This is a genomic window from Pseudomonas sp. HMSC067G02, from assembly GCF_001813485.1.
Lineage (GTDB): Bacteria > Pseudomonadota > Gammaproteobacteria > Pseudomonadales > Pseudomonadaceae > Pseudomonas > Pseudomonas aeruginosa.
In genome coordinates this window covers 130,749-143,236 of the sequence record NZ_KV812698.1, presented here as the reverse complement: position 1 = coordinate 143,236, position 12,488 = coordinate 130,749, and the positions used below count along the sequence as shown (strand labels likewise).

Sequence of the window (12,488 nt, the reverse complement as noted above, 5' to 3'; positions counted from 1 at the left end):
TCGGCCCCGCCCCTTCAGCGTCTGCTCGAAGCAAATTGCCGGACCGGGGCGCTCCACCGCGAAGCCGTGCGCCCCAAGACGGAGCGAACGTTGTCCGGCACAGACCGCCGCAGGCCGCCAGCGGTTCCCCGCCCCGCACGCCGGCGCTGGTCCGCGGCCCGCATGGCACGTCGCTTGCCTGGGCATTGCCGGGCAGATTCGAGAGCCGGAGGATGCATGGAGTTGAACAAATCCTTGCTGGATTGCATGCGCGCCGTGCGCCGACGCCTGCGCGAGGAACAGGCGCTGGATATCCACTTCCAGCAACGCGATGCGATCGCCGCGATGCAGGCGGCCTGCGCCCGCTCCGGCGATGCGACGACGCGGGAGCTGGGACAGCGCCTCGGCAGGCTCAGCGGGGTTGCGCTGCCGCCGGCGGAACCTTCCCTGTTGCCCGCGCAGGCGCCGAGCCGACAATACGCCGGCCCGCTACGCGGCTGATCAGAGTCCCTGGGCGCGCCACCAGGCGCAGAACTCGTCGAGCGCGGTCCACAGGCTGACCCGCGGGTCGTAGTCGAGGTATTCGCGGGCGCGGTTGATGTCCAGGGTGAAGTTCTTCGCCATCACCGCCATGCCCAGGCGGAACAGCACCGGCTCCGGGCGCCCCGGCAGGATCCGGCAGACGCCTTCGTTGAGCGCCGCCAGGCCATAGCCGACGGCATACGGCAGGTGACCGCCGACCGGCGGCAGGTCGAGCTGGCGCATCACGTAGTTGACCGCATCCCAGAACGGTACCGGCTGCCCGTTGCTGATGTTGTAGACCTTGCCCAGCGCCGGCTCGCCGGCCAGCAGGCAACTGAACAGCGCGTCGTTGAGATTGTGCACGCTGGTGAAGTCGACCCGGTTCAGGCCGTTGCCGAGGATCCGCAGACGTCCCTTGCGGTGGGCCTGGATCATTCGCGGGAAGATGCTGGTGTCGCCGGCGCCGACCACGAAGCGCGGACGCAGTGCCAACACTTCCAGGCCCAGGTCGCGGGCGCTGAGCACCAGTTGCTCGGCCTGGTACTTGGTCGCCCCGTAATGGTCGGAAAAACGCCGGGGTACGTACTCTTCGTTCAGGTCCAGGTGGTCGCGCCCGTCGAAATAGATCGACGGCGACGACAGATGCACCAGGCGCCGCACCTTTTGCCGCATGCAGGCCTCGACGACGCTCTCGGCAAGCCCGACGTTGGCCGCCAGGAAGCGTTCGCGCGGTCCCCAGACTCCGACCGCGCCGGCACAATGCACCACCGCCTCGACATCCTCGCAGAGGCGCAGGACCAGCGCCGGGTCGGCGAGGTCGCCGGGAACGAACTCGGCGCCCCGCGCCACCAGATGCTCCACCGCGTCCGCACGACGACCGCTGACCCGTACCGACAGGCCCTGCTCCAGGGCGAAGCGAGCGAAACGCCCGCCGATGAAGCCCGTCGCCCCCGTTACCAGAATCCGCATTGCGTTTCTCCCGTTGTCCTTCTTGTGCCGCGACTCTAGCAACCCGGAGCCACGCCACCACTGGCACAGCATGCCAGAACAACGACCTTGCGGGCCGCCGGCACGACTTGCGTTGGGCGACAGAAGCGGCGCTGCGCGCTACAAGGTCTAACCTGAAAGCCACCTGCACGCTGGGAGACGCACCATGGCCAGTCACTGGATGATCTACGGCGCCAACGGCTACACCGGCCGGCTGGTCGCTGAACAGGCGCAGCGCGAGGGCCTGACGCCGCTCCTCGGCGGACGCAACCCGGCCGCCCTGCACGCCCTCGGCAGCCAGCTCGGGCTGGAGTGCCGGGTCTTCGACCTGGGGGATCCGCAGGCCTGCCGCGAAGCCCTGGACCAGGTGAAGGTGGTGGCCCATTGCGCCGGTCCGTTCTCCGCCACCAGCACGCCGATGATCGCCGCCTGCCGCGCCGCCGGCACCCACTACGTGGATATCACTGGAGAGATCGCGGTGTTCGAGCAGGCCCACGCCGGCGACGCCGAGGCCCGCGAGGCCGGCATCGTGGTCTGCCCGGGCGTGGGCTTCGATGTGATCCCCACCGATTGCCTGGCCGCCTGCCTGAAGGAGGCGCTGCCGGACGCGCAACGGCTGGCGCTGGGCTTCGACACCGGCAGCGGGCTTTCGACGGGAACCGCGAAGACCAGCGTCGAAGGCCTCAAGTTCGGCGGCAAGATCCGCGAGAATGGCCGCCTGCGCGACGTGCCGCTGGGCTATAAGCGCCGCGACATCGATTTCGGCCGCGGCCTGCGGCACGCCGTGACGATTCCCTGGGGCGACGTGGCCACCGCCTACTACAGCACCGGCATCCCGGACATCGAGGTCTACCTGCCGGCGCCGCCGCTGCTGGCCCTGGGCATGCGCCTGATCGACCCGCTGCGTCCGCTGCTCGGTCGGCAACGGGTCCAGGACTGGCTCAAGGGGCAGGTCGACAAACGCATCGCCGGTCCCGACCAGGCGGCCCGCGAGCGCCTGCGCACCTGGGTCTGGGGCGAGGCGCGCAACGCCCGCGGCGAACGCCGCACGGCGCGCCTGGAGACGGCCAACGTGTACGACCTGACCCTGCACGGCGTGCTCCTGGCAGTGCGCCACCTGCTGGACTACCAGGGTCCCGGCGGCTACTTCACGCCATCGCGGTTGCTCGGCGCGCGCTGCGTCGAATCGTTGCCCGGCTCCGGACGAATCACCGTTATCGGCTGATCAACCTGACACCCGCACCAAGCCGTCGCCGGCGCGGGCGAGCAGGTGCTCGGTGAGCGACGCGAGCAGTTCGCCGCCGTTGCGCCAGTAGTGCCAGTACAACGGTACATCGATGACCTGGCCGGGCAGCAGCTCGACCAGTTCGCCGCGCGCCAGCTCGCCTTGCACCTGGCGCTCCGGCACCAGGCCCCAGCCGAGACCGCCGGCGGTGAGGCGGACGAAACCTTCCGAGGACGGGCAGAGGTGGTGGATGAAACCGCCCTCGACGCCGAGGTCCTTGAGAAAGCGGTGTTGCAGCAGGTCGTCCGGGCCGAACACGATCGCCGGCACGCCGGCCAGGGCGGCCGCCTCGACCCCGCGGGGAAAGTGCCGGGCAATGAAATCCGGGCTGGCCAGGCCGCGATAACGCATGGCTCCGAGCAGCAGCGAACGCGCGCCGGCCACCGGCCGCGCGCTACCGCAGACGCAGCCGGCCACCTCGCCCGCGCGCATGCGCTTGAGCCCGACCTCCTGGTCCTCCACCACAAGGTCCAGCAGCACCCGCCGCTCGGCGCAGAAATCGCCCACCGCGGCGGCCCACCAGGTCGCCAGGCTATCGGCGTTGAGAGCGATGCGCAGGCGCTCCGGGGCACCGCCTTCATCCAGGTTCGGCACCCAGCGCTGCAGGTCGCCCTCCAGCAGCCGCACCTGCTGCACATGGTTGAGCAGGCGGCGCCCGAGATCGGTGGGATGCGGCGGCGTCTCGCGCACCAGGACCGGCTGGCCGACCCGCGCCTCGAGCAGCTTGATCCGCTGCGATACCGCCGATTGCGACAGCCCCAGCGCCTGTGCGGCGCGCTCGAAACCGCCCTGCTCCACCACCGCGGCCAGCGCGGCGAGCAACTTGTAGTCGAACAAAATCAGTTTTCCTAATGAGAGATCAGCAGGATTCGTTTTCCTTATAAACCGCCCGCGGCCACACTCGCCAGCACTTTTCCGATTCACCCGACGCGGACCGACCATGGCTGGCGAAACCTCGCTGCGCACCCTGCTGCGCACGCTCACTCCCGAACTCAATCCCGGCGACTATGTGTTCTGTACCTGCGCCGATGGCGCGCTGCCGAACGGCGCCGAGCCGCTCGCCAGCTTCCGCGAGCGCGAGGGCCTGACCCTGGTGCTCGAACGCCGGCAGGCCGAACGCCTGGGCCTGCCCTACGAATACGTGGCGGCCTGGATCACCCTGACGGTGCACTCCTCGCTGGCGGCGGTGGGCCTGACCGCCGCCTTCGCCACGGCGCTGGCCGAAGCCGGGATCAGTTGCAACGTGATGGCCGGCTATTTCCACGACCACCTGTTCGTCGCCCGCGACGAGGGCCGGCGCGCCCTCGCCGTGCTCCAGCGGCTGGCGGCGGAGGCACACTGACATGTGGCAGAGCTATCTCAACGGCATCCTGGTGGCTGCCGGCCTGATCATCGCCATCGGCGCGCAGAATGCCTTCGTCCTCGCGCAGAGCCTGCGCCGCGAGCATCACCTCTCGGTGGCCGCGCTCTGCGTGTTCTGCGACGCGGTGCTGGTCAGCCTCGGCGTGTTCGGCCTGGCCAAGCTGCTGCTGGAAAACCCGACGCTGCTGGCCATCGCCCGCTGGGGCGGGATCGCCTTCCTGACCTGGTACGGGCTCAAGGCGCTGCTTCGCGCGTTGCGCCCGGACGCCCTCGGCAACGCCGCGGAAACCGGGCCACGCTCGCGCAAGGCGGTGCTTCTGGCGGCACTGGCGGTCACCCTGCTCAACCCCCACGTCTATCTCGATACCGTACTTCTGATCGGTTCGCTCGGCGCCCAGCAAGCCGCGCCGGGCGCCTATGCCCTCGGCGCGGCCAGCGCCTCGCTGATGTGGTTCTTCGCCCTCGCCCTCGGCGCGGCATGGCTGGCCCCCTGGCTGGCGCGCCCGGCCACCTGGCGCCTGCTCGACCTGATGGTGGCGGCCATGATGCTGGGCATGGCCGCGCAACTGCTGTTCCGGGGATAACGCGGTTTCCGTCTACCCGAGCGAACCCTCGCGCCGCCAGGCAGTCCAGAAAGAATGCGGCGGTGTTCGCCGGCGAGCTTGCAGAAGCCCGTCGCAGCGCGCCGCCGCCGGCCTTTGCCCCTACAGTTGCTGCGTGGATATGCCCCGACACGGGTGCTATGATCCGGAGTTCGCGGCACTGGGAGCCTAGGCTCCGAGTCGCACCCGGCGCCCTTTCCGGAGCGCTCCGCCGAACGTCCCCCCGGGGATCCAGGACGGGCTCCCGGACAGGCATCGGACCGGCCCCGTGAACCGGTCGCGCGCTAGCCGCGCCAGTCCTGACCTGAGGAAGAATAGGAGAGACACCATGGCTTTCGAATTGCCGCCGCTGCCTTACGAAAAGAACGCCCTTGAGCCACACATTTCCGCAGAAACCCTGGAATACCACCACGACAAGCACCACAACACCTACGTGGTGAACCTGAACAACCTGATCCCGGGTACCGAGTTCGAAGGCAAGAGCCTCGAAGAGATCGTCAAGAGCTCCTCCGGCGGCATCTTCAACAACGCCGCCCAGGTGTGGAACCACACCTTCTACTGGAACTGCCTGAGCCCGAACGGCGGTGGCCAGCCCACCGGCGCCCTGGCCGACGCCATCAACGCCGCCTTCGGCTCCTTCGACAAGTTCAAGGAAGAGTTCACCAAGACTTCCGTCGGCACCTTCGGTTCCGGCTGGGGCTGGCTGGTGAAGAAGGCCGACGGCTCCCTGGCCCTGGCCAGCACCATCGGTGCCGGCAACCCGCTGACCAGCGGCGACACCCCGCTGCTGACCTGCGACGTCTGGGAACACGCCTACTACATCGACTACCGCAACCTGCGTCCGAAGTACGTCGAGGCGTTCTGGAACCTGGTCAACTGGGACTTCGTAGCGAAGAATTTCGCTGCCTGAGTCTGATCAGAACCACGAAAAAGCCCGGCATTCGCCGGGCTTTTTCGTTTTAATCTGCGGTCCAGGAGCCATCGTCTACCCTCAGGAACTGGTAGACCTTCGCTCGTGATAGCCTCTTGAGGTAAACAAGCTCTTCCTACCGGCTTGTCTTTCGCCCTGGCGACGAACAAGGAAGGCCCCTTGAAACTGGACTCCCGACACAGCCTCTCGCTCAAGCTGCTGCGTGTCGTGCTACTGGCGGCGCTGGCCGTTGGCGTAGTGCTCAGTTGCGCGCAGATCGTCTTCGACGCCTACAAGGCCAAGCAGGCGGTGAGCAGCGACGCCCAACGCATCCTCGCGATGGTCCGCGACCCTTCCACCCAGGCGGTCTACAGCCTCGACCGGGAAATGGCGATGCAGGTCCTCGAAGGCCTGTTCCAGCACGAGGCGGTGCGCCAGGCGAGCATCGGCCATCCCGGCGAGCCGATGCTGGCGGAGAAATCCAGGCCGCTGCTGGACCTGCCGACGCGCTGGCTGACCGACCCGATCCTCGGCCAGGAACGCACCTTCAGCATTCGACTGATCGGCCGCCCGCCCTATAGCGAATACTACGGCGACCTGAAGATCACCCTGGACACCGCGCCCTACGGCGAGAACTTCGTCACCACTTCGGAAATCATCTTCATCTCCGGCATTCTCCGCGCCCTGGCCATGGGCCTGGTACTGTTCCTGGTCTACCACTGGATGCTGACCAAGCCGCTGTCGAAGATCATCGAGCACCTGGTCAGCATCAATCCCGACCGCCCCAGCCAGCACCAGTTGCCGCTGCTCAAGGGGCACGAACGCAACGAGCTGGGGCTCTGGGTGACCACCGCCAACCAGTTGCTCGCCTCGATCGAAAGCAACAGCCACCTGCGTCGCGAGGCCGAGGACAACCTGCTGCGCATTTCCCAGTACGACTTCCTCACCGGCCTGCCGAACCGCCAGTTGCTGCAGCAGCAACTCGACCAGATCCTCGACGGCGCCGGCCGCCAGCAGCGCCGGGTGGCAGTACTGTGCCTGGGCCTCGACGATTTCAAGGGGATCAACGAGCAGTACACCTACCAGCTCGGCGACCAGCTGCTGATCGCCCTCGCCGACCGCCTGCGCGGGCACAGCGCACGGCTCGGTTCGCTGGCGCGCCTGGGCGGCGACCAGTTCGCCCTGGTCCAGGCCGACATCGAGCAACCCTACGAGGCGGCCGAACTGGCGCAGAGCATCCTCGACGGCCTGGAAGCGCCGTTCGAGATCGACCAGCACGAGGTGCGCCTGCGCGCCACCATCGGTATCACCCTGTTCCCCGAGGACGGCGAGACCACGGAGAAACTGCTGCAGAAGGCCGAGCAGACCATGACCCTGGCCAAGACCCGCTCGCGCAACCGCTACCAGTTCTACATCGCCAGCGTGGACAGCGAGATGCGTCGCCGCCGGGAACTGGAAAAGGACCTGCGCGACGCCCTGCAGCGCCACGAGCTGCACCTCGTCTACCAGCCGCAGGTGGACTACCGCGACCACCGCGTGGTCGGCGTCGAGGCGCTGCTGCGCTGGCAACATCCGTTGCACGGCTTCGTCCCGCCGGACCTGTTCATCCCGCTGGCGGAACAGAACGGCAGCATCTTCAGCATCGGCGAGTGGGTGCTCGACCAGGCCTGCCGGCAGTTGCGCGAATGGCACGACCAGGGCTTCGACGACCTGCGCATGGCGGTCAATCTTTCCACCGTGCAGCTCCACCACAACGCCCTGCCACGGGTGGTCAGCAACCTGCTGCAGGTCTACCGCCTGCCGGCGCGCAGCCTGGAGCTGGAAGTCACCGAGACCGGCCTGATGGAGGACATTTCCACTGCCGCCCAGCACCTCCTCAGCCTGCGCCGCGCCGGCGCGCTGATCGCCATCGACGATTTCGGCACCGGCTATTCCTCGCTGAGCTACCTGAAGAGCCTGCCGCTGGACAAGATCAAGATCGACAAGAGTTTCGTCCAGGACCTGCTGCAGGACGAGGACGACGCGACCATCGTTCGCGCCATCATCCAGCTCGGCAAGAGCCTGGGCATGCAGGTGATCGCCGAGGGCGTGGAAACCGCCGAGCAGGAGGCGTACATCATCGCCGAAGGTTGCAACGAAGGTCAGGGCTACCTGTACAGCAAGCCGCTGCCGGCCAGGGAACTGACCCAGTACCTCAAGCAGGCGCGACGCCTGAGCCAGGCCACCAGCAGCGAACGGCCCTGATCAGAACAGGCGGCTGAACAGCCAGCCCGCCAATAGCGCGCTGCCCAGGCAGAGCAACGCGGCCCCCGCCGCCTGGCGGCGCAGTTGCACGGCGAGATCGTCCTCGCCCTGGCTGGAGAGAATGAAGGGATGCACCTCCCCCGGCTTGCCGAGCCGGTGGCGGGTCGGCGCGGCGCTGCTTGCCCGATGCCGATCCTCGGCCTCCAGCCGTGCCGCCAGGCGCACCCGGTTCCATTCGCGCTCGTCCAGCTCGCCGTTGCCGTCGCTGTCGAAGCGCGCCAGCAGGCCGTGGAAATCGCCCTTCCATTCACGGATCACCGCACCCTGCGCCCGTTCGGCATCGAGTCCCTGGCGACCGCCACCGCTGCTGCGGAATTCGCCCAGCGCATAGAGCGGCTCGCCGGCATGCAGGCGCTCCTCGGTGTAGCGGTAGAGCCGCTCTCCGCCGACCAGGGTGCCGAAGCTCTCCAGCAGTCGCAGGGTATCGATCGGTGCTTCGCGAAAAGCCTCCCAGCGCTGCTGGGTCAAGGGTCGCACCTCGGCGCCGCGTGGGTCGACCAGGCAGGCATCGGTGGCATCGCGCAAGCCGAATGGCGACTCGCTGGCACCTTTGTCGACGGTGCGCCAGGCCTTCTCGCGGCCGCTGCGCTTTTCCTCGACTTCGATGCGGTAGCGCCACCACAGGCACGGCTTGCCAGTCAAGGGAGCCTGCAGCGGGCCTTCCGGGCCCTCCTCGAGCACCCCGTAGAGTTCGACGAAACCCTGCGCCGCCGAACGGATCCGCGAGGTCGGTACGTCGCCGAGCAGACGCGCCCGGGCAAGGCGGTGCACGAACTGCCAGCCGGCCCAGGCGCAGAGCCCCAGGCTGGCGGCGATGAACAGCCAGCGCAGGTCGAAGTCCATCTCAGCCGAACAGGGCCTTGAGATCGACGTCGACCTTCTCCGCCTCGCTGAACTGCAACAGCTCGGCGGCCTTGAAGCCAGCGACACGAGCGATCAGCAGGTCGGGAAATTGCTCGATGCGCACGTTGTTCAGGTTCACCGCCTCGTTGTACAGCTCGCGGCGATCGGCGATCCCGTTCTCCAGGCCGCTGATGCGCTGGGAAAGGAACTGGAAACTTTCGTTGGCCTTGAGCTGCGGGTAGTTCTCGGCCAGCGCGAAGAGCTGCCCCAGGCCGGCGCGCAGGCCGCTCTCGGCCTTGCCCAGGGCATTCACGTCGGCGCGCTCGCGGGCGCTGGCGACGGCGTTGCGGGCGGCGATGACCCGCTCCAGGGTGGCGCGCTCGTGCTGCATGTATTGCTTGCAGGCCTCGACCAGCTTCGGCAGCTCGTCATGGCGCTGCTTGAGGAGCACGTCGATGTTGGCCCAGGCCTTGCCCACGGCGTGCTTCAGCCGTACCAGGCCGTTGTAGAGCACCACCGCGTAGCCGGCGAGCAGCAGCAGGACAACCCAGAAAGCGATAGCGGTCAGACTCATGGACGGAGCTCCGGACGAAGATACTGGCATTCTAGCTGCGCCCGACATGTCCAGGCACGACGGCGATCACGCTGCGCCCTTTTCAAAAATGCAAATCTTTCGCATTATGTGGCGGTTTTTTAACGCCCTCGCGGGTGTTTCCGACAAGCGCACGCCGCTTCGGCACGCCACCAATAAAGCAAAGGAATCCGCCATGACTCGTATGCCCCTGGCCACCGCCAGTCTGCTGGCCCTCGCCATCTCCCTCGCCGGCTGCGGCGACGACAAGAAAGCCGAAGCGCCCGCAACACCGGCGGCCAGCACGCAGCCCGCCGCGCCCGCCGCCGCCCCGGCCGCCAAGGTCGACGAGGCCGCCGCCAAGGCAGTGATCAAGAACTACGCGGACCTCGCCGAAGCCACCTTCGCCGATGCCCTGAGCACCGCCAAGGACCTGCAGAAAGCCATCGACGCGTTCCTCGCCAAGCCTGACGCGGAGACCCTGAAAGCCGCCAAGGAAGCCTGGTTCGCCGCTCGTACCCCTTACTCCCAGAGCGAAGCCTTCCGCTTCGGCAACGCGATCATCGACGACTGGGAAGGACAGGTTAACGCCTGGCCGCTGGACGAAGGCCTGATCGACTATGTCGCCAAGGACTACCAGCACGCCCTGGGCAACCCCGGCGCCACCGCCAACATCGTCGCCAACACCGAGATCCAGGTCGGCGAAGACAAGATCGACGTCAAGGAAATCACCGGCGAGAAACTGGCCAGCCTGAACGAGCTGGGCGGTTCCGAAGCCAACGTCGCCACCGGCTACCACGCCATCGAGTTCCTCCTCTGGGGCCAGGACCTGAACGGCACCGGTCCCGGCGCCGGCAATCGTCCGGCCACCGACTATGCCCAGGGCAAGGACTGCACCGGCGGCCATTGCGACCGTCGCGCCGCCTACCTGAAGGCCGTCACCGACCTGCTGGTCAGCGACCTCGAATACATGGCCGGACAGTGGAAAGCCGGCGTCGCCGACAACTACCGCGCCAAGCTGGAGGCCGAACCGGTGGATACCGGCCTGCGCAAGATGTTCTTCGGCATGGGCAGCCTGTCCCTCGGCGAACTGGCCGGCGAGCGCATGAAGGTCGCGCTGGAGGCCAACTCCACCGAAGACGAGCACGACTGCTTCAGCGACGACACCCACCACACCCTGTTCTTCAACGGCAAGAGCATCCGCAACATCTACCTCGGCGAGTACAAGCGCATCGACGGCAGCGTGGTCAAGGGCCCGAGCCTGGCCGACCTGGTCGCCAAGGCCGACGCCGCCGCCAACGACACCCTGAAGGCCGACCTGGCCGACACCGAGGCCAAGCTGCAGGCCATCGTCGACAGCGCCGAGAAGGATGGCGTGCACTTCGACCAGATGATCGCTCCGGACAACAAGGACGGCCAGCAGAAGATCCGCGACGCCATCGCCGCCCTGGTCAAGCAGACCGGCGCCATCGAGCAGGCCGCGGGCAAGCTGGGTATCCAGGACCTGAAGCCGGACAACGCCGACCACGAGTTCTGATTCCTTCCTGCGCCAACAGCGTGCGGCCCATGGCCGCACGCTGCGTTTCAGGGCCTCGAAAGCGGACTTCACGGGCCTTTACAAACGCAAATCCCTCTTATTTTGATTAGCTCCAACTGGTAAGCTTGCGGGCTGTTTCTACGCAGTCCGGGATGTTCGCCGATGTCGTTGCCGTCACCTTCCATGCCGCTCGCCTGTCTCCTGACGGCGCTCCTTCTGGGCGGATGCGGCGCCGACGACGAACCGCTGCGCGCCGAGCCCGGTGAACACCTGTCCGGGGGCGCGACCACGGTGCTGCAAAGCGACCGCAACGCCTTCTCCCTGCCCTCCGCCAACCTCGCCCCGAGCCGGCGCCTGGACTTCAGCGTGGGCAACAGTTTCTTCCGCAACCCCTGGGTCATCGCCCCTTCCTCCACCACCGCGCGCGACGGCCTGGGACCGCTGTTCAATACCAACGCCTGCCAGAACTGCCATGTGAAGGACGGCCGCGGCCACCCGCCGGGAGCGGACGCGGTCAGCGCGGTGTCGATGCTGGTACGCCTGTCGATCCCGGCCGGCCCTGCGGACGGCAAGACCCTGTTGCACCAGGGGGTGATTCCCGAGCCGACCTACGGCGGCCAGTTGCAGGACGTCGGCATTCCCGGCGTCGCCCCGGAAGGCAAGGTGCGGATGGACTACGAGCCGATGAAGGTGAGGTTCGAGGACGGCACCGAGGTCGAACTGCGCAAGCCGATCCTGCGTATCAGCCAGCTCGGCTATGGGCCGATGCATCCGCAGACGATGTTTTCCGCCCGCGTCGCCCCGCCGATGATCGGCCTCGGCCTGCTCGAGGCGATTCCCGAAGAGGCGATCCTGGCCAATGCCGATCCGGACGACCGCAACGGCGACGGTATCCGCGGGCGCGCCAACCAGGTCTGGGATGCCGCACGGCAGCGCACCGCGCTCGGCCGCTTCGGCTGGAAGGCCGGCCAGCCGGATATCCCGCAGCAGAACGCGCACGCCTTCGCCAACGACATGGGCCTGACCAGCAGCCTGCTGCCCCACGACGACTGCAGCGCCGCCCAGGTCGAGTGCCGCCGGGCGCCCGACGGCGGCGAGCCGGAAGTCAGCGACAACATCTTCGCCCAGGTGCTGTTCTACAGCCGCAACCTGGCGGTCCCGGCGCGGCGCAAGGTGGACGACCCGCAGGTGCTGGCCGGCAAGCGCCTGTTCGCCCAGGCCAACTGCGTGGCCTGCCACGTTCCCGCCTTCACTACCGGTTCCGACGCCAGCGAGCCGGAGCTGGCCAACCAACGGATTCGTCCCTATTCCGACCTGTTGCTGCATGACATGGGCGACGGCTTGGCGGACAATCGCCCGGAATTTCTCGCCAGCGGGCGGGACTGGCGAACCCCGCCGCTATGGGGCATCGGCCTGACCGAAACGGTCAACGGCCACACCCAGTTCCTCCACGACGGGCGCGCCCGCAATCTGCTGGAGGCGATCCTCTGGCACGGCGGCGAAGCCGAAGCGGCCAAGCGGCACGTGCTCGGCTTCGACGCCGACCAGCGCAGCGCCCTGCTGGCCTTCCTGAATTCACTCTGAGG

The 12,488-nt window shown here is 67.6% G+C and carries 12 protein-coding genes; 8 read left to right on the top strand and 4 right to left on the bottom strand.

Going from position 1 to position 12,488, the window contains the following annotated elements:
* Positions 1–216: 216 nt before the first annotated feature.
* Positions 217–480, top strand: a complete 264-nt coding sequence (locus tag HMPREF2914_RS20855; protein ID WP_003103821.1) for a hypothetical protein — start codon at positions 217–219, stop codon at positions 478–480.
* Here the strand turns inward: HMPREF2914_RS20855 and HMPREF2914_RS20850 are convergent, their stop codons facing one another.
* On the bottom strand, positions 481–1,470 hold the full coding sequence (locus HMPREF2914_RS20850; RefSeq protein WP_003103823.1) for an NAD-dependent epimerase/dehydratase family protein: 990 nt from the start codon (positions 1,468–1,470) through the stop codon (positions 481–483).
* Positions 1,471–1,654: 184 nt separating this feature from the next.
* On the opposite strand from HMPREF2914_RS20850, the gene HMPREF2914_RS20845 reads away from it, so the two are divergent.
* On the top strand, positions 1,655–2,713 hold the full coding sequence (locus tag HMPREF2914_RS20845) for a saccharopine dehydrogenase family protein (protein ID WP_003093996.1): 1,059 nt from the start codon (positions 1,655–1,657) through the stop codon (positions 2,711–2,713).
* On the opposite strand, the gene HMPREF2914_RS20840 is transcribed toward HMPREF2914_RS20845, so the two are convergent.
* The gene (locus tag HMPREF2914_RS20840; RefSeq protein ID WP_003120877.1) at positions 2,714–3,616 is read right to left on the bottom strand and encodes a LysR family transcriptional regulator ArgP; all 903 of its coding nucleotides are present in this window, start codon (positions 3,614–3,616) and stop codon (positions 2,714–2,716) included.
* A gap of 97 nt (positions 3,617–3,713) precedes the next feature.
* Between HMPREF2914_RS20840 and HMPREF2914_RS20835 the strand changes: the two genes are divergently transcribed.
* The 4 genes from HMPREF2914_RS20835 (at position 3,714) to bifA (ending at position 7,891) form a co-directional block, all read left to right on the top strand.
* Positions 3,714–4,115 carry an ACT domain-containing protein gene (locus tag HMPREF2914_RS20835; protein WP_003094000.1) on the top strand — a complete coding sequence of 134 codons (402 nt, stop codon included), beginning with the start codon at positions 3,714–3,716 and terminating at the stop codon, positions 4,113–4,115.
* 1 nt (position 4,116) lies between these two features.
* A complete protein-coding gene (locus HMPREF2914_RS20830) occupies positions 4,117–4,719 on the top strand; it encodes a LysE/ArgO family amino acid transporter (protein WP_003094003.1) in 603 nt (200 codons plus the stop codon).
* A gap of 346 nt (positions 4,720–5,065) precedes the next feature.
* Positions 5,066–5,647, top strand: a complete 582-nt coding sequence (gene sodB, locus HMPREF2914_RS20825; protein ID WP_003094005.1) for a superoxide dismutase [Fe] — start codon at positions 5,066–5,068, stop codon at positions 5,645–5,647.
* A 180-nt stretch (positions 5,648–5,827) separates the two neighbouring features.
* Positions 5,828–7,891: a cyclic-di-GMP phosphodiesterase BifA gene (gene bifA / locus HMPREF2914_RS20820; protein WP_003094007.1), complete on the top strand. Its 2,064-nt coding sequence runs from the start codon at positions 5,828–5,830 to the stop codon at positions 7,889–7,891.
* Here the strand turns inward: bifA and HMPREF2914_RS20815 are convergent, their stop codons facing one another.
* Together HMPREF2914_RS20815 and HMPREF2914_RS20810 are read right to left on the bottom strand one after the other, a co-directional pair.
* Positions 7,892–8,794 carry a GIDE domain-containing protein gene (locus HMPREF2914_RS20815; protein ID WP_003134691.1) on the bottom strand — a complete coding sequence of 301 codons (903 nt, stop codon included), beginning with the start codon at positions 8,792–8,794 and terminating at the stop codon, positions 7,892–7,894.
* Position 8,795: 1 nt separating this feature from the next.
* Positions 8,796–9,368 carry a LemA family protein gene (locus HMPREF2914_RS20810; protein WP_003134692.1) on the bottom strand — a complete coding sequence of 191 codons (573 nt, stop codon included), beginning with the start codon at positions 9,366–9,368 and terminating at the stop codon, positions 8,796–8,798.
* A 193-nt stretch (positions 9,369–9,561) separates the two neighbouring features.
* On the opposite strand from HMPREF2914_RS20810, the gene HMPREF2914_RS20805 reads away from it, so the two are divergent.
* Positions 9,562–10,902: an imelysin family protein gene (locus tag HMPREF2914_RS20805; RefSeq protein WP_003112765.1), complete on the top strand. Its 1,341-nt coding sequence runs from the start codon at positions 9,562–9,564 to the stop codon at positions 10,900–10,902.
* Positions 10,903–11,064: 162 nt separating this feature from the next.
* Positions 11,065–12,486: a di-heme oxidoreductase family protein gene (locus HMPREF2914_RS20800; protein WP_003094015.1), complete on the top strand. Its 1,422-nt coding sequence runs from the start codon at positions 11,065–11,067 to the stop codon at positions 12,484–12,486.
* Positions 12,487–12,488 lie beyond the last annotated feature (2 nt).